The 19892-nt window shown below is 65.5% G+C and carries 11 protein-coding genes; 8 read left to right on the top strand and 3 right to left on the bottom strand.

Annotation, left to right across the window (positions count from 1 at the left end):
* Window positions 1-2: 2 nt before the first annotated feature.
* From DIE15_RS26500 to DIE15_RS26490, 3 genes are read right to left on the bottom strand one after another with little or no spacing between them, the layout of a single operon-like run.
* Window positions 3-4610, bottom strand: coding sequence for an RHS repeat-associated core domain-containing protein (locus DIE15_RS26500; RefSeq protein WP_124834744.1), 4608 nt, complete (start codon window positions 4608-4610; stop codon window positions 3-5).
* Window positions 4611-4648: 38 nt separating this feature from the next.
* On the bottom strand, window positions 4649-7381 hold the full coding sequence (locus DIE15_RS26495; protein WP_124834743.1) for a type VI secretion system Vgr family protein: 2733 nt from the start codon (window positions 7379-7381) through the stop codon (window positions 4649-4651).
* Window positions 7382-7651: a PAAR domain-containing protein gene (locus DIE15_RS26490; protein WP_124834742.1), complete on the bottom strand. Its 270-nt coding sequence runs from the start codon at window positions 7649-7651 to the stop codon at window positions 7382-7384. It lies immediately after the preceding gene.
* Window positions 7652-7905: 254 nt separating this feature from the next.
* On the opposite strand from DIE15_RS26490, the gene DIE15_RS26485 reads away from it, so the two are divergent.
* From DIE15_RS26485 to DIE15_RS26450, 8 genes are all read left to right on the top strand, one after another.
* A complete protein-coding gene (locus tag DIE15_RS26485; RefSeq protein ID WP_057928033.1) occupies window positions 7906-8910 on the top strand; it encodes an ABC transporter substrate-binding protein in 1005 nt (334 codons plus the stop codon).
* Window positions 8911-9031: 121 nt separating this feature from the next.
* Window positions 9032-9829, top strand: coding sequence for an ABC transporter ATP-binding protein (locus DIE15_RS26480; RefSeq protein WP_006491292.1), 798 nt, complete (start codon window positions 9032-9034; stop codon window positions 9827-9829).
* A 58-nt stretch (window positions 9830-9887) separates the two neighbouring features.
* Window positions 9888-10736 (top strand): ABC transporter permease, encoded by an 849-nt coding sequence (locus tag DIE15_RS26475; RefSeq protein WP_057928034.1) that lies wholly within the window; start codon window positions 9888-9890, stop codon window positions 10734-10736.
* A 153-nt stretch (window positions 10737-10889) separates the two neighbouring features.
* A complete protein-coding gene (locus DIE15_RS26470; protein WP_124834740.1) occupies window positions 10890-12257 on the top strand; it encodes a sensor histidine kinase in 1368 nt (455 codons plus the stop codon).
* 15 nt (window positions 12258-12272) lie between these two features.
* Window positions 12273-12950, top strand: coding sequence for a response regulator (locus tag DIE15_RS26465; RefSeq protein ID WP_057928009.1), 678 nt, complete (start codon window positions 12273-12275; stop codon window positions 12948-12950).
* A 273-nt stretch (window positions 12951-13223) separates the two neighbouring features.
* Entirely contained in the window at window positions 13224-14354 is a 1131-nt protein-coding gene (locus DIE15_RS26460; RefSeq protein ID WP_057928010.1) for a porin, read from the top strand.
* A gap of 337 nt (window positions 14355-14691) precedes the next feature.
* Window positions 14692-16710, top strand: coding sequence for a site-specific DNA-methyltransferase (locus DIE15_RS26455; protein WP_124834739.1), 2019 nt, complete (start codon window positions 14692-14694; stop codon window positions 16708-16710).
* Window positions 16710-19745: a type III restriction-modification system endonuclease gene (locus DIE15_RS26450; RefSeq protein WP_057928012.1), complete on the top strand. Its 3036-nt coding sequence runs from the start codon at window positions 16710-16712 to the stop codon at window positions 19743-19745. Before DIE15_RS26455 ends, DIE15_RS26450 begins: the two co-directional genes overlap by 1 nt.
* The last annotated feature ends 147 nt before the right edge of the window (window positions 19746-19892 follow it).

Below are 19892 nucleotides of genomic sequence, written 5' to 3'. Positions count from 1 at the left end.
TGCTATTCACCTGTAGTAGGGAAGTGGGGGTTGCCATCATCCGGCGAAACCACCTTGATCTTGCCGGTCGGATCATATGCATGCACATGGTCCACTGCCGCTTTGGGATCGTCATACGGTAGTCCGGTGGACGGATCAGTGTGACCTCGATCCAACCGCAAACGCTCTTTCCCAGTGCACGGGCATTTCCATTTTATTGGCGAACCAGTCGCATCCGATTTGGCGAGAACGAGATCCTTGCTCTTCGCCAGAGCACGAATTTCGGTACGAGTCTTATTCGTAATATCTGCTGCCGTTATCGTTGACGGAGTTGTACTCGTTAGCCCCAACGGATCAACCCAACCGATGGGATTTTTGCCATAGTTGTACGGATTAATGCCCCCCGCCAGCCCGATGGGGTCCTTGCTGACGAACCGGCCTGAACTCGGATCGTAATACCGATGCCGGTTGTAATGCAGCCCCGTCTCACGATCGAAGTATTGCCCCGCAAACCGCAGCGGATTCGTGATCCCGACCTTACGGGCCGCCTCGCTGATCACCTCCTTCGCTTCGCCCCACGCCTTGTACCGCGCCAACCACGTAACCTCACCCGCCTCGTCCGTCACCTCCTGCGGCGTGCCGATCTGATCACAATGGTAGTACGCGATCGAGGTAACGACCGGTACCGCACCTTCACCCTCACGCAGCACCGCCGGACCCACCGCCCGCACCAGCGGCGTGAAACTACCCGGCTCGTACACGTAGTGCGTCGTCTCGCGCTTCTCCCACGACGTCTCATATGCCAGCGTGTCGCCATCCCATCCGTACAGCGTCACGCCATACCCGTGCTCCTGCTTCAACCGTTGGCGCTCCGCATCGCGCCAGCCGCTGCCCGCACCGTACAAGTGCGGCACCTGTGGCTCGGTCAGCTTGACGATCCGCCGGCCCAGTGCGTCGTACACATACGTCGCCTCCATGCGATGGTCACTCGCCTTCACCATCCGGTCGAACGGGTTCCAGCCGAACGTCGTATGTTCGCCGTTACGTTTGCGCTCCGTCAGGTTGCCGCGTTGGTCGTACACGTAGTGCGTGCCCGCGTACTCCTTCAGCAGATTGTCCAGCAGCGGCGTCGCCTGCTTGTCGCCCAGCACGCCGATGCCGTGCTCGTCGCGTTCCGTCGCTGTCACGATATTGCTCGCCGGATCGAACGCAAACGCCTCCACACCCAGCGACGACTGCGCACGCGTGAGCCGTCCGAGCGGATCGTACGCATACTCGATCTCGCCCCGGCGCATGTCCGAGATCTGCACGAGCTGGCCCGCCGTATCGTACTGGTAGCGCCGCTCCATCACCTTGCCGCTCGTGCCCTGCAGCGTCTGCTGCGCCAACCGGCCACCCTGATCGTATTCCGTCGCCTGCTTCAACCCGTTGCCCATCTCGCGCAGCGTCTCGCGGTGCGTATCGTCCCGCTCGAAGTGCGCGATGCTCTGGCCATCCAGCATCAGTCCGTGCACATGGCCCGAGCCATAGGTCAGCCAGTCGACCCGCCGTCCGTCGGGCCGCGTCGTCGCAATGCGCGCGCCGACATCGTCGTACTCGTGCCGCCAGATGAACTCGTAGTCTTCTTTGTAGATGGACAGATCCAGATGTTCCCGGCTCAAATTGCCAACCGGATCGTAGAAGCGCCGCACCCGCGATTGCCGATTCTTCGCCGTCAGCAGTCGCCCGAAGCCGTCATACTGAAACGATTCGGTCTCGACCTGAACCTCTCCCTGCGGCATCAGGAACACCTGTCCCCGGTCAGTGAACTGCGCCAGCCAGCCGCGCCGGCGCTCGAGCCGTCCCATCGCGTCGTAGTCGAACGCCTGCATGACGCCGCCAGCCAGCCGATTGATCACAAGACCGCTGCCCGAATCACGGTAATACCGCGTCTCGCGCTGATCGAAATCCGTCTCGCTCATCAGCCGTCCGAAGGTGTCGTAGCCGAACCGGTATTCGCGCGCGTTTTCGTTGCGCAATGTCATGATCTGGCCGAGCGGGTTCCACGCATATTCCAGCGTGTCGCCTCGTGCATTCTTACGTTGCGACAGCAGGCCAGCTGCCGTGTACAGATATTGCGTCTCGCGATTCAGTCCATCCCGATGCGTAAGCAAGCGGCCCTCGGCGTCGCGCTCGAACGTCTCGCGCTGGCCGTCTGCCCGCGTCACCGAAGCGATCTGCCCGGCTTCATAGCCATAGCGGGTCGCCTCGCCCACCGCATTCTTCGCCTCCACCAGCCGACCGCGTTCGTCGTATTTCCACGTCGAGGTCTTGCCCGAACAGTCGGTGTAACTCGCGATCTGCCCGTCCGGCCGCCACGCAATCTTCGTCGTGCCCCCCTTCGGATCGGTGATCGCAACCGGCAAACCCGCGCGATCGTATTCGTACTGCGTGACGCGACCGAGCGGATCGAGCGCCTCGGCCACACGCCCCTTGCTGTCGTAGTAGCGCTCCCAGCGGTGGCCCTCCTGATCCTGCAGACCGGTCAGGTTGCCATGACGGTCGTACACGTAATACGCGGTGCGGCCGTCCTGCTGCGTGTGCGAAGTGAGATGCCCCGCGTCGTCCCACGTAAAGGACTCCGCCGTGCCATCGGGGAACACGTGCCGCGTGACGTGCTTCGCGGCATCGCGGAAGAACCATTCCTCGGTGTGGTCCGGATAGACCATCCGGTACACGTAGCCGTCGATGTCGTAGTAATGCTGGGTCGTATTGCCGAGTGCGTCGGTCACGAAAGTCAGCCGCAGCCGCTCGTGCCATGTCAGCCGCGTGTCGAACGTGCCGCCATCTGCCCACTCGTGAACCGCTTTCGCGTCAAGATGCGTGCCGTCCCACTCCAGGTTCATCCCGCATCCGGTGCGGTCCGTGTAGCGCGTCACGAGGTGGTGCGAGTACGCGTAACTCCACGATGCGCCGTTTTCGTCGGTCGCCTCGACCAGATCGCCTGCGTCGTCGTAACGATAATGCGCGAGCGGGCGGATCGCTGCGCCGGCGGCGTCATGCTGCGTGAGTCGTACGATGCGGCCGGCCGCATCATGGCTCAAGACGATGCGTACGCCCGCAGCCGCGATCCCGGCCAGCAGATCGTCCGCCCACGTCAGCGTGACTGCATTGCCCGAGCGATCCTCGGTTCGCGTCAATCGGAAGTGCACGCCGTATCGTTCGTAGGTCTCCGTCAGCGTCTCGCCGCGCACGACGCGGATGCGATCGGCGCTCTCGCGCGTGAGCGTGCACGATTCGCGCGCGTCGTGGTGCGCCTGCGCAAGTGGCAGGGACGAATAGGCGATCGTGCGTCCCTGCGCATCGTGGTACAGGAACCCGTCGCCGTTCGCCTCGAACGCCGCGTGATACAACGTCGTCCAGCGTGGCCCGAGCGGCCCCTGCGCATCGTGCGCACCGAAGTTCGAGCGATACGCGCGCGTCCATTCGATCGGGATGACGCCCGGCAACGCAAAGTCGGTATGCGCGAACGATTCGTCCCCCAGCGCCAGCCCGATTGCGCGCCCCACGCGTGCAGGAGGTTGCCCCGGCTCACAAAGGCACCCCGGCCCCGGCTTTTGAGGCTTGGCTTCACGGGAGAGGTTGGTGACTTGCGCACCGCTCTCCTTGCGCTTCGCCTGGTTGGCCTTGTTGCTGTCGACCGTTGCCCCAACATGATGTTTCTTCTGCTCATACACCTGGATCGCACGAATCAGGATGTTGAGCATGTACATCACCGTCCCGACGTCTTCGCTCGACAGGCTCTGGATCCGCTTCCTGACGTCGGGGATGCTGGCGCGAATGTCGGCGGCCAAGCTGCGCACCGTCGCTCGAGCCTCGGCGGGCGTGAGCGAAACGAGGACGTTCACCCCCGTCTTAGCACCGGCCTTGTAGACCTCCCACACTGCGCCGAACAAGTCATCCAACGTTTGCGTCGGATCGTGCAGCAACGCACTGCCCGAGACGCGCGACACGTTCTGGCGTGCCGCCTTCAGGTTCTCGCTCGGATCCGTCAGTCGCCCCGACGCCAACGCGTCCAGACCATCCGCCAACTGGGTCATCCGTTTCTCGGCTTCCTGACCCGCATCGCTCAGGATCTGGACCAGCTTCGCCTTCGCCTCCTCGACGAAAGGCTTGAGCTCGCCCATCAGCGTTGCCGTGAAGTGCCCGGCGATCACGGCGACCGACGCGGTGGTGAGGTCCGTGGCACCTTGCCTGACGGCCTGCCGCACCAGCCCCAGCGTCGGACGCAGCGACATGCGCGCGGCAGTCGTACCGGGCGGAATCGGCATCACGCCGATCAGATTGATCGCAAGATTTGCCCAATCCAGAATCCGTTCGATGCGCTCCGCCTCGGTGCGCGGCTGAACGTTACGGCCCTGGATCAGCGTCGAGATGTCACCGCAAACGTCGATGGCGGCAATGATGTTGCCCGCCACCGGCAGCGCTGCCGATACCTCTTTGATCCGCTCGAGCGTCACGTATCCGCCGCTGGCCGTGCGCAGCCAGTTGTCGAATTGCGATGCGCCGGCTTCGAGATCGGCGAAATGAACGCGGTCGAGCGGCACGATCGCAGCATCGATGCGCGGAATGGTCGGTGGTTTGTCGGCCATGTTGTTATTGGAATAGGGGAAAGGTCGAGGAAGGCTGGTCAGGCGAGGCCTTCCGGTTGCCAGCGGGGTTGTTCGAGATAGCTCGAAGCATCCCAAGGATCGTGTGGATCGCGCCCGTAAGCGACGGTGACGGCGCCTGCGGCAAGACCGTTCACCACGGCACGGCCCGACGCGTCGAGCGTCCCGCTATGTTGCGCACCGAGGCTGTCGGTGACCGTAAAGGTGCTTTTCTCGACCGCGGAATCCGTCACGTAGTGACGCAGGACCTCCAGTTGGCCCGGCCCTGACTTCGGAAATGGCGGGAAACCGCCGCCCTTTCCCCTCGGCCCCTCTGTCTGGTGACTGCCCGCACGGATCGTGTGCTCGCCCGCCGTGTGGACCGTGTAGCCCTGGTCACTGATCCGCACCTGCGTATTGCCAGCGTGCAGCACGATTTCCTTCGCGGCATGAAGCTGAATGCTGTCGGTCGTACTCTCGACGTTGATGGCCCGTTTCGCGCGCAGATCGATACCGTCGGTCTGCGCTTCGATACGCACTTTCCCCGCTGCGGCGACGAGCGCCATGCCCGCTTTGTGCACGAATAACGAAAATGCGTTCGACACGCTCGCGAACAACGAATGGCCGACGGCAAAGCCAACGTGCCGCCCCGCCGTTACTGCGATGTCCTCGTTACTCGCCAGATGAACGGTGCGCTCCGACGCCAGACTGAAGCCGGCCGATCCCGCGAGCACAATGTCGCGTTCCGTCAACTCCGGGAAGTCGTTTCCTGCGCTGGGCAGATTGCCCCTGATCGCATCGTTGCGTGCCTTGATCGCCTTCGCGACCTCGCCCTGATCCGCTTCGTACTGCTGCGCTTCGTGTCGTTGCGCGAGCCCTGACAGGCTTTCCTGTAGCTCACGCGCCTGCGTCAGCCGGCCGACGGCCTCTTTGGCGTCCTTGGCATGGCCGGGACCGCCCGGTTGACCATCCGTCGACACAAGCAAACCCCTCAACGCTCGCACCACGCCCCAATCGTCGGTGCGAAGGTCGAAGCCCTTGCCGCGCGCATCCGCACGCCCCTTTTTTCGCGTAACGCGCCGGATGTTGCCGAGACTGAGTTGCGACGTACCGGCATCGCTTGCAATCTGCGTCTGGATTTGTTCCCGCGTATCGTCGATCGCGAGATGACCGGATGCGGTGCCGTGGAATTCCCGGCCGCGAATCACCGATATCGCGTGATTGTGCGGCTGGTCCAACGCAGGCTGGCGGAATGCGTTGACGGCACTGCCGATAATCACCGGCAAATCCGGGTCGCCATAGTAGTGTGACACCGCGACTTCATGACCGACGCGCGGGATGAACGTCGCGCCCATGTCCACGCCCTGCCATGGTGACAGCACCCGCAACCAGATACCGGAATGCTCGTCGTGCCGGCCCTGCCGGTCCCAGGCGAATTGCACCTTCACCCGGCCGTATTGGTCCGTCCAGATTTCCTGTCCGGCGGGACCGACGACGATGGCCTTCTCCGGCCCGCTCATGACGGGCTTGCGGACACTGCGTTCCAGTCGGAACGGCTCGTTCGTCGGCAACAGTTCGAATTGCGCGTCAACGCGATAGGGCTGCGCGCTGCTGGTGCGCCCCGCGATGTCCTCGATATCGAGCGCGCACGATACGACGAGGTATTCACGATTCGCCGCCTGCTGCGGATAGCCGGTCAACGTAAAGGTATGCCCGACCGTGAGGCCGCGCAGATGTCCTTGTCCGTTCGCACGCCGCCCGGCGCAGCGTTGCGCCTCGAGCTGCACGCGCGCGAAGTGCCGCGCCTCGCGCTCCGTATCGTTCGGTTGCCCCGTTAGTCCTTGCGCGCCCGCGAGCGGCTGACTGTAATCGCCCCAACCGTATATCTCGCCGTCGGCGCTGGCGGTCGGGCGAGGGTCTTCCTCAGTGGCAGCCAGATCGGCACACGGGCGCGTGTAGTCGTAATCCGTCACGGTCACGCGGCCCGGCGTCAGTCGGCTGGTCACGGACAGCGTGTGAATGTGTTCTTCATCGATACGCTGACCATCGGGCGGCAGATAACGGAGCGTCTCGTAGGCCGCGCCGTGCGGTTGATGGCCGCCCATCGAGTCGCATAGAACCAGGCGATGATGGCCGCCGTCGTGCTCGAACCACCACCAGATTCCCCATTCTTCCCAGAGGCGTTGCAGAAATGCCCAGTCCGATTCAAACGCCTGTCGCTGCACATCGCGTGTCGGATAGACGCCCCGGAATGCACCCAGACGCTTGTCGACGGGGTACGGGTATTTCGCGAGTACCGCGTCGGTGATGTCGACCACGGTCATATCCTGGAACAGGCGACAGTCCTGCGTCAGCGTTGCGCGATAGAGCCACGGGCGCAACTCCAGTTCGTACAGGATCGAATCGCGATCCTGCCCGGCAAGCCGCGCCGCTTCGACCAGCCCGGTGATCTCGCGCGTGCCCGCGCCGATGTTGCCGAGTCCGGCGGCGCCGGGTAGTCCCGGAATGAACTGCCCTTTGCCTTCTAGCTGGATCGACACCGTCACTTCAGTGCCGACTATCTTGTCCAGATCGAGATCGGCCGTGCGACTGGGGGAGACCGCATAGGCGTCGTCGGTTCGCAACGTGACGAGATATCGGCATCCATCGAGACGGCCGATGGTTTCGGTGCCTTGCAACCGCACTGGAACGAAGACCGGCAGCGCGTCCATCCCATAGGTCGGTAACGACGCACCCGCGATGGACAGTGTGCGATTCTGAGTAAAAATCGCCATTTATTCCGCCCCAATTGCCAGCTGGCCAATGACGATTGCGCCGCAACCGGTCTTGTCGCCGTGGTAACCAACACGCCGGCCACGATGTGTACGCGGTCCGCTTGCCAACAGCGGAAAAACGCCGCCGCATGTCGGACACGTCACCCCGTGGCCGTCCAGCGCGACGGCAATTCCAAGGTGCTTCAACTCGTCGGTCGCTTCGATGACCTTGCCGCCGTGGTCGGTGCTGTCGCCCAGACGCACCATGTCGCGGTCTTGCGCATCCCGCATGACGTGGCTCCGTAAGAGGAATGAAAAATTCCTTCTACCTCGGCACACGACACGCATCAATTTTCGAGACGAGGTCGTCTGTCGCGGCGGAAGTCACGGACCGTGCGGAAAGCCGCTGTTGCTTTATGTCTATGGAAAACCCCTAAAGGAATCGTCCCCCCACGAAAGGTTGCAGAAGGTTTCGCCTTCCTATACTCGTCAGGACGATGCAGCAAGCATCGCGCCATACGAATACAACGAAGGAGACGACCCCGATGCGACCCATCCTGCGCACCCTCGCCGTTGCAGCCAGCCTGAGCTGCACGCTCGCCGCTCACCCCGCTTTCGCCGACGACGGCGGCAAGATCACGATCATGGTCGGCGGGATCGCGAAGCTGATCTACCTGCCCGCGCGGCTCACGCAGGAGCTCGGCTACTTCAAGGCCGAAGGCCTCGACGTCGAACTGCTGTCGCAGCCGGCCGGCGTCGACGCCGAAAACGAGCTGCTGGCGGGCGCCGTGCAGGCCGTCGTCGGCTTCTACGACCATACGATCGACCTGCAGAGCAAGGGCAAGGAAGTCAAGGCGATCGCCGTGTTCGGCCAGGTGCCGGGCGAGGTCGAGATGGTGTCGACCAAGGCCGCGCCGACCTTCAAGTCGATGGCCGACGCGAAGGGCAAGACGCTCGGCGTGACGGGCCTCGGCTCGTCGACGAGCTTCCTCACGCAATACCTCGCGCTGCAGCACGGCGTGCCGTCGACGCAGTACACGATGCTGCCGGTCGGCGCCGACGCGAGCTTCATCGCCGCGATCAAGCAGGGTCGCATCGACGCCGGGATGACGACCGAGCCGACCGTGTCAGCGCTCGAGAAGATGGGCGACGCGAAGGTGATGGTCGACATGCGCACCGTCGACGGCACGCGCGCCGCGCTCGGCGGCACCTATCCGGCCGCGAGCCTGTACGTGCAGTCGGCATGGGCCGATTCGCACAAGGCGGAAGCCACCAAGCTCGCACACGCGTTCGCGAAGACGATGCAGTTCATCCACACGCACAGCGCCGAGGAAATCGCCGCGAAGATGCCGGCCGACTACCAGAAGGACAAGGGCCTGTACGTGGCCGCGCTGAAGGCGTCGCTGCCGATGTATACGGCCGACGCGAAGATGCCGGCCGACGGCCCGGCGACCGTGCTGAAGGTGCTGTCGGCGTTCAACCCGTCGGTGAAGGGCAAGCATATCGACCTGGCGCGCACCTACACCAACGATTTCGTGAACGCGAAGTAATCGATCCCGGTACAGGCGCCGGCGGCGGCGATCCCGCCGCCGTGCGTTCCCCGTTCCGGCCCGGCTCACCGGCCCGGCGTCGCCACGATGCGGCGCCCTCTTCACCCGCAGGACGAATGCGATGAACCAGGCAGTTTCCCCGAGCACACCGGCGATCGAGTTTCGCAATGTGTCGTGCCGCTTCATTTCACCGGAAGGCAAGGCCACCGTCGCGTTGCGCGACTTCAGCATGAGCGTCGCGCGCGGCGAGTTCATCGCGATCGTCGGCCCGACCGGCTGCGGCAAGTCGACCACGCTGAACCTGATCACCGGGCTGCTCAAGCCGGTGTCCGGCGAGGTGCGCGTGATGGGCCGCCCGGTCGACGGGATCGACCCGCGCATCGGCTTCGTGTTCCAGGCCGACGCCGTGTTCCCGTGGCGCAACGTGATCGACAACGTCGCGGCAGGCCCGCTGTTTCGCGGCCGCTCGAAGGACGTCGCGTACGCGCAGGCCGAGGAATGGATTCGCAAGGTCGGCCTCGACAAGTTCACGAAGCACTACCCGCACCAGCTCTCCGGCGGGATGAGGAAGCGCGTCGCGCTCGCGCAGACCTTCATCAACCAGCCGGAAATCCTGCTGATGGACGAGCCGTTCTCCGCACTCGACATGCAGACGCGCACGCTGATGCAGGACGAGCTGCTGCAGCTCTGGTCCGCGAACAAGGGCTCGGTCGTGTTCGTCACGCACGATCTCGAGGAGGCGATCGCGCTCGCCGACCGCGTGTTCGTGCTGACCGCGCGCCCCGCGACGCTCAAGCGCGTGTACGAGATCGACCTGCCGCGCCCGCGCGTCATGTCGGAAGTGCGCTACGACGCGCGCTTCATCGAAATTTCCAAGGACATCTGGCACGACCTGCGCGAAGAAGTGCAGATCGGCTGACGCACACGCCTCACGACAGGCAATGGCAAGACACAGCAAGGACAGGAGCATGACCGACATGACGCTTCCCACTACCGCCCTTCCGGCGACGACGCTCGAGGACGACGAGCGCGCCGCGCAACGCCGGCTGCGCCGCCGGCGCAACCTGATCGTCACGCTGCGGATCGCCGTGCTCGTCGTCGTGCTCGGCGGCTGGGAGCTCGCCGCACGGCTGAAGTGGATCGATCCGTTCTTCTTCTCGATGCCGTCGCTGATCTTCGAGCAGATCCAGGACTGGTTCGTGAACGGCACGTCGCAGGGCCCGCTGCTCACGCAGGTATGGGTCACGCTCGAGGAAACCGCGATCGGCTTCCTGATCGGCTCCGTCGCCGGCGTGATCTGCGGGATCGTGCTCGGCCGCAACAAGCTGATGGCCGACGTGTTCGGCCTGTACATCCAGATCGCGAACTCGATTCCGCGCGTGGTGCTCGGCTCGGTGTTCGTGATCGCGCTCGGCCTCGGGATGGCGTCGAAGATCGCGCTGGCCGTCGTGATGGTGTTCTTCGTCGTGTTCGGCAACGCGTTCCAGGGCGTGCGCGAAGCCGACCGCTACCTGATCGCGAACGCGCAGATCCTCGGCGCGTCGCGCCGGCAGATCACCACGTCGGTCGTGATTCCGTCCGCGCTCAGCTGGATTCTCGCGAGCCTGCACGTGAGCTTCGGCTTCGCGCTGGTCGGTGCGGTCGTCGGCGAATTCCTGGGTTCCAAGCAGGGCATCGGCCTGCTAATCTCCACCGCCCAAGGCGCGTTCAACGCGAGCGGCGTGTTCGCGGCGATGATCGTGCTGGCCGTGGTCGCGCTGGCCGCCGACTACCTGCTGACCTGGGTCGAGAAGCGCTTGCTGAAGTGGCGCCCCGCCGCGTTCTGAGCGCCCCCAAACCTGTCGCTTCGCGCCAGGCCCCCCGAGGGGGTCAAGAAAACTTGGGGCGGCCCGGCGTTTTCTTGAGAGCAGCGCACGCATCGGATGACACGCCCGAACCGCGCCGGTTGCCCCGGCGCGGTTCGGCATTGAGGAGACGGAATGGCGCACAGCCTGCGCGGGCGGCTCTTGTGGTGGCTGCTGCTGCCGCTCGCGGCTTTCGTGCTGATCGCGGGCGCGATGTCGTACGACACCGCGCGGCGCACGGCCGCGCTCGTGCAGGACAGCGCGCTCGTCGCATCCGCGCGCACCATCGGCGAGGACGTCGAATGGCGCAACGGGCTGCCGGTCGCCGACGTGCCGCCGGCCGCGCTGGAAATCTTCGAGTCGCCGTCGGGCGATTCGGTGTTCTACAAGGTGATCGACGGCCACGACCGGCTGCTCGCGGGCAATCCCACGCTCGCGGTGCCGGCGCAGCACGGCGTCGAGCCGACGCTGTACGACACGTCGCTCGACGGCGTGCCGCTGCGCGCGACCGCCTACGATCGCCAGCTGTACGACGAGGGGCAGGTCGAGACGGTCACGGTGGTCGTCGCGAAGACGACGCGCTCGTATGACGCGATGGTCGCGACGATCTGGCGGCCGCAGCTCGTGCGCCTGTCGCTGATGCTGGTGCTCGCGATCGTGCTCGTCTATCTCGGCCTCACGCTCGAGCTGCGCCCGCTGATGAAGCTGAAGGACGACGTTGCCGACCGCGGGCCGATGGAGCTGGAGCCGATCCGCCCGGAGCGGCTCCAGCACGAATTGCGGCCGATCGTCGACGCGATCAACCAGTGCATCGCGCGGCTGAATACGCACACGGCCACGCAGCGCCGCTTCATCGCCGACGCCGCGCACCAGCTGCGCACGCCGATCGCGGTGCTCGACACGCAGATCCAGTATGCGCGGCAGCGCGACCACGACGACCGCGAGCTCGCGGCCGTGCTCGACAGCATGCAGCGCAGCAGCCGCAAGATGGCGGACGTGACCGACAAGCTGCTGCTGCTCGCGCACGCGGAAGCGACGCCGTCGACGCTGCTCACGCATCGCGTCGATCTCGCCGCCGTCGTGTCGAGCGTGCTCGAGGAAACGATCGTGCTCGCGCAGCGGCGCGACATCGACCTCGGCGCCGACCTCGGCGAACGGCTCGACGTCGCGGGTAGCGACAGCCTGCTGACCGCGCTGGTGATGAACCTCGTCGACAATGCGGTGCGCTACACGCAGCCCGGCGGCTGCGTGACGGTCTGCGCGCGGCGCGACGGCGACACGGTCGTGCTCGACGTGGTCGACAACGGCCCCGGCATTCCGGCCGAAGCGCGGCCGCACGTGTTCAAGCGGTTCTACCGCGTGTCGGCCGACACCGAAGGCTCGGGCCTGGGCCTCGCGATCGTCCGCGAGATCGCGCAGGCGCACGGCGGCAGCGTGTCGCTCGCGCCGGGGTCCGGCAATCGCGGGATCGTCGTGACCGTGCGGCTGCCCGCCTATGATTGAAGAGATGAAGTCGCCATGAAACTCCTGCTCGTCGAAGACAACGCCGAACTCGCGCACTGGATCGTGAACCTGTTGCGCGGCGAGGATTTCGCGGTCGACTGCGTCGGCGACGGCGAGCGCGCGGACTCGGTCCTGAAGACCGAGCGCTACGATGCGGTGCTGCTCGACATGCGGCTGCCCGGCATCAGCGGCAAGGAAGTGCTCGCGCGGCTGCGGCGCCGCAACGACAACGTGCCGGTGCTGATGCTGACCGCGCACGGCTCGGTCGACGACAAGGTCGACTGCTTCGGCGCGGGCGCCGACGACTACGTGGTCAAGCCGTTCGAATCGCGCGAGCTGGTTGCGCGAATCCGCGCGCTGATCCGCCGGCAGGCCGGCGTCGGCACGACGCAACTCGTATGCGGCGATCTCGTCTATGCGTTCGGCACGCGCGAATTCCGCTGCGGCGACACGGTGCTCGCGCTGCGCCGCCGCGAGCATGCGATTCTCGAAACGCTGATGCTGCAGCAGAACAAGACGGTGTCGAAGGCGCGGCTGATGGACAGCGTGTTCGCGCTCGACGACGAGCCGAGCGCGGATGCGATCGACATCTACATCCACCGGCTGCGCAAGCATCTCGCGGGCAGCACGGCCGAGATCATCACGCTGCGCGGGCTCGGCTATATCCTGCGCGCGAAGGGCGTGCAGGCCTGACGCCCCGTCCCTCCACATCAATTCGTATAACGTAATGCGGGCAGGCTGAAGGTTGCCGTCCGGCTCGCATTCGACTGGCCGCCTGCCCGATTCTCGATTATTGCGCGTTCGGTGTTTTCACCGATCCGATTCTTTCCTTAGGGAAAGCGGCGTGAAGGATTGCCCCCTCTACGATGCTACACGTCGGCCCTCTCGCTGTGGCCGGCAACATCCGGCATACATTACGTACTGCCAACGAACAGATTTCAATGCGGTAGCTCGGAGGAGAAGATCTTGAAACGAAAAACCCTTGCCCTTTCCATCGCGGCGGCAGGCCTGTGCGCCGGCACCCAGGCGCATGCGCAGTCGAGCGTGCAGCTGTACGGCCTGATGGACCTGAGCTTCCCGACCTACCGGACTCACGCCGACGCGAACGGCAATCACGTGATCGGGATGGGCAACGAAGGCGAGCCGTGGTTCAGCGGCAGCCGCTGGGGCCTGAAAGGCGCTGAAGACATCGGCGGCGGCACGAAGATCATCTTCCGCCTCGAAAGCGAATACGTGGTTGCGAACGGCCAGATGGAAGACAACGGCCAGATCTTCGACCGCGACGCGTGGGTCGGCGTCGAGGACGAGCGCTTCGGCAAGCTGACGGCCGGCTTCCAGAACACGATCGCGCGCGATGCATCGGCGATCTACGGCGACGCGTACGGCTCCGCGAAGCTCACGACCGAGGAAGGCGGCTGGACCAATTCGAACAACTTCAAGCAGATGATCTTCTACGCGGCCGGCCCGACCGGCACGCGCTACAACAACGGCCTCGCGTGGAAGAAGCTGTTCAGCAACGGCATCTTCGCGAGCGCCGGCTACCAGTTCAGCAACTCGACCGCGTTCGCGACCGGTTCCGCATACCAGGTCGCGCTCGGCTACAACGGCGGACCGTTCGCCGTATCGGGCTTCTACAACCACGTAAACAACGGCGGCTTCACGAACCAGACGTTCTCGGTCGGCGGCAACTATGCGTTCAGCATCGTGCGCCTGAACGCCGGCTATTTCCGCTACAACGGCGACCAGGGCTCGCTCGGCCAGCGTCATGACGATTCGTGGACGGTGTCGATGAAGATCGCGCCGAAAGGCGCGCTCGACTACGAGCTCGGCTACCAGCAGATGCGGGTCAAGAACGCCGCGTACAACTCGGACGGCTTCGTCCCGAACGCGAACCTCGGCGCGTTCAGCCTGACGAACGGCGTCGGCAACGGCTTCAAGGAAACGATCTACGGGTCGGTGTTCTATCACCTGAGCAAGCGCACCGAGCTGTACCTCGCCGGCGACTACATGAAGCTGCACGGCGGCTACACGGTGTCGTCGACGTTCGGCGCGAAGAACCAGCTCGAACTGACTTCGGGCATCCGCACGCGCTTCTGACCGTGCGGCCGGGGCGCGCCGCGCCCCGCCGTTCCCTCCGTTCGGGACTCTCCATGCGGGCACGCCGGCACACCGCGCCGACCGTGCCCTTTTTTTCGTCGATTTGGACCCGCCCGGGATACCCGGAAAACGCCCGTGGGGCGCGTGCCGCGACAACCGGCCCGAAGCCGCTTGCGGCCCGTGGGGCGGGCGATCGCGGCCGATGCGCGCACGATCGCCTCACATCGGTGCTTGACCTGCGCCGACCGACTCGCTAGCGTTTCGGGTTTGCCCGGGTGGCCATTGCCGCCGGTGCCGTGAGTGCGCCCGACGTCCTGGCGCAAGCGGCCGGGCTCCGATGGAAAAAACGATGCAGAAACTCGATGCGGCGAGCCCGCAGGCGATGTCGACGGATTTCACCGCCGACAACGTCGCGCGCCTGAAGGCGCTGTTCCCTGAACTCGTGACCGAAGGCCCGGACGGCGCGTCGGTCGACGTCGACGTGCTCAAGGCACTGGTCGGCGAGCGCACCGTCGGCGACGCCGACGAGCGCTACGGCTTCCACTGGCACGGCAAGCGCAGCGCGCGCCAGGCCGCGCTCACGCCGTCGACGGGCACGCTGCGTCCCTGCCCCGGCGACAGCGTCGCGTGGGACGACACGCGCCATCTCGTGATCGAGGGCGACAACCTCGACGTGATGAAGCTGCTGCACAAGAGCTATGCGGGCAAGGTGAAGCTCGTCTACATCGACCCGCCGTACAACACCGGCAGCGATTTCGTCTATCCGGACGACTTCAGCGACAGCATCCGCCACTACCTGGCGATGACGGGCCAGACCGACGGCGGCGTGAAGCGCAGCACCAATACCGAGGCGAACGGCCGGTTCCACACCGACTGGCTGAACATGATGTATCCGCGCCTGAAGCTCGCGCACGCGCTGCTGTCCGACGAAGGGCTGATCGCCGTGCACATCGACGAGCACGAGGTGCATGCACTCGTGCTGATGCTGCGCGAGATCTTCGGCGAGGAGAACGAGCTCGGTGTCGCCGTGTGGGACAAGCGCAATCCGAAGGGCGATGCGCGCGGCGTCGCGTACCAGCACGAATCGCTGGTGCTGTTCGCGCGCAATGCCGAGACGCTGCTCGAGCAGGCGCCGCTGAAGCGCCCGAAGCGCAACGCGCAGCGCATGCTCGATGCCGCGCACGACGCGGTGTACCGCAGCGGCAACGCAAAGGACGCGCAGAAGGCATACCGCGCGTGGATGAAGGCGCAGACCAACCTGTCCGGCGGCGAGGTGATGTACGACCGGCTGTCGGCCGACGGGCGCGTGTATCGCCTCGTGTCGATGGCCTGGCCGAACAAGAAGAAGGCGCCGGAAGAGTATTTCACGCCGCTGATCCACCCGGTCACCGGCAAGCCGTGCGCGATGCCGGCGCGCGGCTGGCGCAACCCGCCCGCGACGATGCAGGCGCTGATCGAGCGCGGCCAGATCGAGTTCGGCGCGGACGAAACCACGCAGCCGCAGCGAATCTACTACCTCGACGAGAACATGTACGAGAACGTGCCGTCGGTGTTGCCGTTCGCCGGCTCCGACGACGCGCTGCTCAAGACGCTCGGCATCCCGTTCGACCTGCCGAAGCCGGTCGATTTCGCGGCAGCCGTGATCGGCTGGTGCACGCGCGGCGACGACATCGTGCTCGACTGCTTCGCGGGCTCCGGCTCGACCGGCCACGCGGTAATGCAGGTGAACGCGACCGACGGCGGCGCGCGCCGCTACATCCTCGTGCAGCTGCCCGAGGCGCTCGACCGCCGCGACAAGACGCAGCTCGCGGCCGCCGATTTCTGCGCGAAGCTGAAGAAGCCGCTGACGCTCGCGGAAATCACGAAGGAACGCCTGCGCCGCACCGCGCAGCAGGTCGCGCGCGACTATCCGGAAAGCTATGGCGACCTCGGCTTCCGCGTGTACCGGCTCGACACGACCAACGTGATCGAGTGGGATCCGCGCCGCGACGACTTCGACCACGCGCTCTTCGCATCCGTCGAACACGTGAAGACCGGCCGCACCGAGGACGACCTGCTCGCCGAGCTGACGCTGAAGCTCGGCCTCGATCTGTGCACGCCGGTCGAGCATCACCAGGTTGGTGGCAAGACCGTGCACCTGATCGGCCGCTCGATCGTCGCGTGCTTCGATGCGCGCATTTCGCGCGACGACGCGGGCCCGCTCGCCGACGGCATCGTCGAGCTGCTCGATGCGACCGGCGCGACGCGCGACGTCACGTGCCTGTTCCGCGACAGCGGCTTCGTCGACGACGTCGCAAAGCTCAATCTCGCCGCGCTGCTCGAACAGCATGGCGTGAAGCGCGTGCGGAGCCTGTGATGCGGCTGCACTTCGAAGCGGACCTCGACTACCAGCGCGAGGCCATCGACGCCGTCTGCGACCTGTTTCGCGGCCAGGAATCGTATCGCGGCGACTTCAGCGTGCTCGCCAACGCCGCGCCCGGCACGACGGCTGCGGCCCAAGGCTCGCTCGGCTTCGCGGTGTCGGAGCAAGGCGTCGGCAACCGGCTGTCGCTGACCGACGACGCGCTCGCGCGCAATCTCGCCGACGTGCAGCTGCGCGGCGGGCTGCCGCCGTCCGGCCTGCCCGGCTCGCGCGATTTCACCGTCGAGATGGAGACGGGCACCGGCAAGACCTACGTGTACCTGCGCACGATCTTCGAGCTGAACCGCCGCTACGGCTTCACGAAGTTCGTGATCGTCGTGCCGTCGATCGCGATCAAGGAAGGCGTGCACAAGACGCTCTCGATCACCGAGGATCATTTCCGCTCGCTGTATGCGGGCGTACCCTACGACTACTTCCTGTACGACTCCGCGAAGCTCGGCCAGGTGCGCCACTTCGCGGCGAGTGCGGCGATCCAGATCATGGTGATGACGGTTGCCGCGATCAACAAGAAAGAGATCAACAACCTCTACAAGGACAGCGAGAAGACCGGCGGCGAGAAGCCGATCGACCTGATCCGCGCGACGCGGCCGATCGTGATCGTCGACGAGCCGCAAAGCGTCGACGGCGGGCTCGAGGGGCGCGGTCGCGAAGCGCTCGCCGCGATGGCGCCGCTCTGCACGCTGCGCTATTCGGCGACGCACGTCGATCGTCACCACATGGTGTACCGGCTCGATGCGGTCGACGCGTACGAGCGCAAGCTCGTCAAGCAGATCGAGATCGCATCGGCGATCGTCGAGGATGCGCACAACAAGCCGTACGTGCGGCTCGTCGGCGTGTCGAACCGGCGCGGCGCGATCAGCGCGCGCATCGAGCTCGACGTCGCGACCGCGGCCGGCGTGAAGCGCCAGATCGTGTCGGCGACCGACGGCGACGATCTCGAACGCCTGACGAAGCGCGCGCTGTATGCCGGGCTGCGAGTCGGCGAAGTCCATGCGGTGAAGGGCGCCGAATACGTCGAGCTGCGTCATCCGGAAGGCGAGGCGTTCCTGTCGCTCGGCGAGGCGTTTGGCGACATCGACACGCTCGCCGTGCAGCGCGAGATGATCCGCCGCACGATCCGCGAGCATCTCGACAAGGAATTGCGCCTGGCCGAGCGCGGCGTGAAGGTGCTGTCGCTGTTCTTCGTCGATTCGGTCGAGCGTTACCGCCGCTACGACGAGAACGGGGTGCCCGTGAAGGGCGACTACGCGCTGATCTTCGAAGAGGAATATGCGCGTGCGGCGCGCGTGCCGGCCTACCGTGCGCTGTTCGACGGCGTCGACGTCGCGCTCGAGGTCGAGCGTGCGCACAACGGCTACTTCTCGATCGACCGCAAGGGTGGCTGGACCGACACGAGCGAGAGCAGCGCCGCGGCCCGCGAGAACGCGGAGCGCGCGTACGGGCTCATCATGCGCGAGAAGGAAGCGCTGCTGTCATTCGACACGCCGCTGAAGTTCATCTTCTCGCACTCGGCACTGAAGGAAGGCTGGGACAACCCGAACGTATTCCAGATCTGCACGCTGCGCGACATCCAGACCGAACGCGAGCGCCGCCAGACGCTCGGCCGCGGGCTGCGCCTCGCGGTCGACCAGGACGGCGAACGCGTACGCGATGCGGGCGTGAACACGCTCACCGTGATCGCGACCGAGCGCTACGAGTCGTTCGCCGAGAACCTGCAGAAGGAAATCGAGGCCGATACGGGTATCCGCTTCGGGATCGTCGAGGAACACCAGTTCGCGGCGCTGCCGGTGCAGGAAGGCGACGGGCCCGCGCACGCGCTCGGCATCGAGCTGTCGCGCATCCTGTGGAACCACCTGCACGAGCAGGGCTACGTCGACGCGCAGGGCAAGGTGCTCGACCGGCTGAAGGATGTGCTGCGTCAAAGCGCGCTGGTGCTGCCGGATGCGTTCGAGATGCTGCGTGCGCCGATCGTCGCGACACTGCGCAAGCTGTCGGGCCGCTTCGCGGTGCGCAATGCGGACGAGCGCCGCGCGATCGCGCTGCGGCGTGATGCATCGGGCAAAGTTGTCGTGTTCGGTGACGACTTCCGCGCACTGTGGGAGCGTATCCGCCATCGCACCGTGTACAGCGTCGAGTTCGACAACGCGAAGCTCGTGCGCGACTGCACGGCCGCGCTGCGCGACGCGCCGGACATCGCACGCGCGCGGCTGCAGTGGCGCAAGGCCGAGATCGACATCGGCAAGTCCGGCATCGAGGCGATCGAGGTGGCCGGCGCCGGCACGGTGCTGATCGACGAAGGCGAGCTGCCATTGCCGGACCTGCTCACCGAACTGCAGGATCGCACGCAGCTCACGCGCCGCTCGCTCGCGACGATCCTGGCCGACAGCGGCCGGCTCGACGATTTTCGCGTGAATCCGCAGCAGTTCATCGCGGTGGCAGCCGATGCGATCAACCGCTGCAAGCGGCTCGCGCTGGTCGCGGGCATCGCGTACCGCAAGCTCGGCGAACGCCACGTGCATGCGCTCGAATCGTTCGAGAGCGAGGCGCTGACCGGCTATCTGCGCAACCTGCGGCCCGATGCGCGCAAGTCGATCCACGAGGCCGTCGTGTGCGAGACCGATGCGGAGCGTGCGTTTGCCGATGCGCTGGAAGCACACGACGGCGTGAAGCTGTACGCGAAGCTGCCCGCGTGGTTCCGCGTGCCGACGCCGCTCGGCAGCTATCACCCTGACTGGGCGGTGCTGGCGGAGCAGGATGGCGGCGAGCGGCTGTATTTCGTCGTCGATACGCCGAATGCGGACGGCAACGTGACGACCGAGCACGAGCGCGCGAAGCTCGCGTGCGGCGAAGCGCATTTCCGCGCGCTGGTGGACGGGGAAGACGCCGCGCGATTCGTGCGCGTCAGGCAGGCCGATGCGTTGTTCGAGCCGGTTGCAGCCGCCGCGCCGCTGGCGGGCGCGGGACGCTGAAAACGAAGGGCGGCGACGAGCCGCCCTTTTTTGATGGACCGAGCCTCGACGCGCCTGCGATGCCTGTTCTGCGCGACGAATCCGCCTGTCATTCGCATGAAAGCGATTCGTATCCTGATGCGTTTGTGCGCGTGGTTACGGCTGGTT

Origin of the sequence: Burkholderia sp. Bp9031 (assembly GCF_003857965.1) — a bacterium.
Lineage (GTDB): Bacteria > Pseudomonadota > Gammaproteobacteria > Burkholderiales > Burkholderiaceae > Burkholderia > Burkholderia ambifaria_A.
Note: the sequence above shows the minus strand (reverse complement) of the source record. Positions and strands in the feature narration are given on the sequence as shown.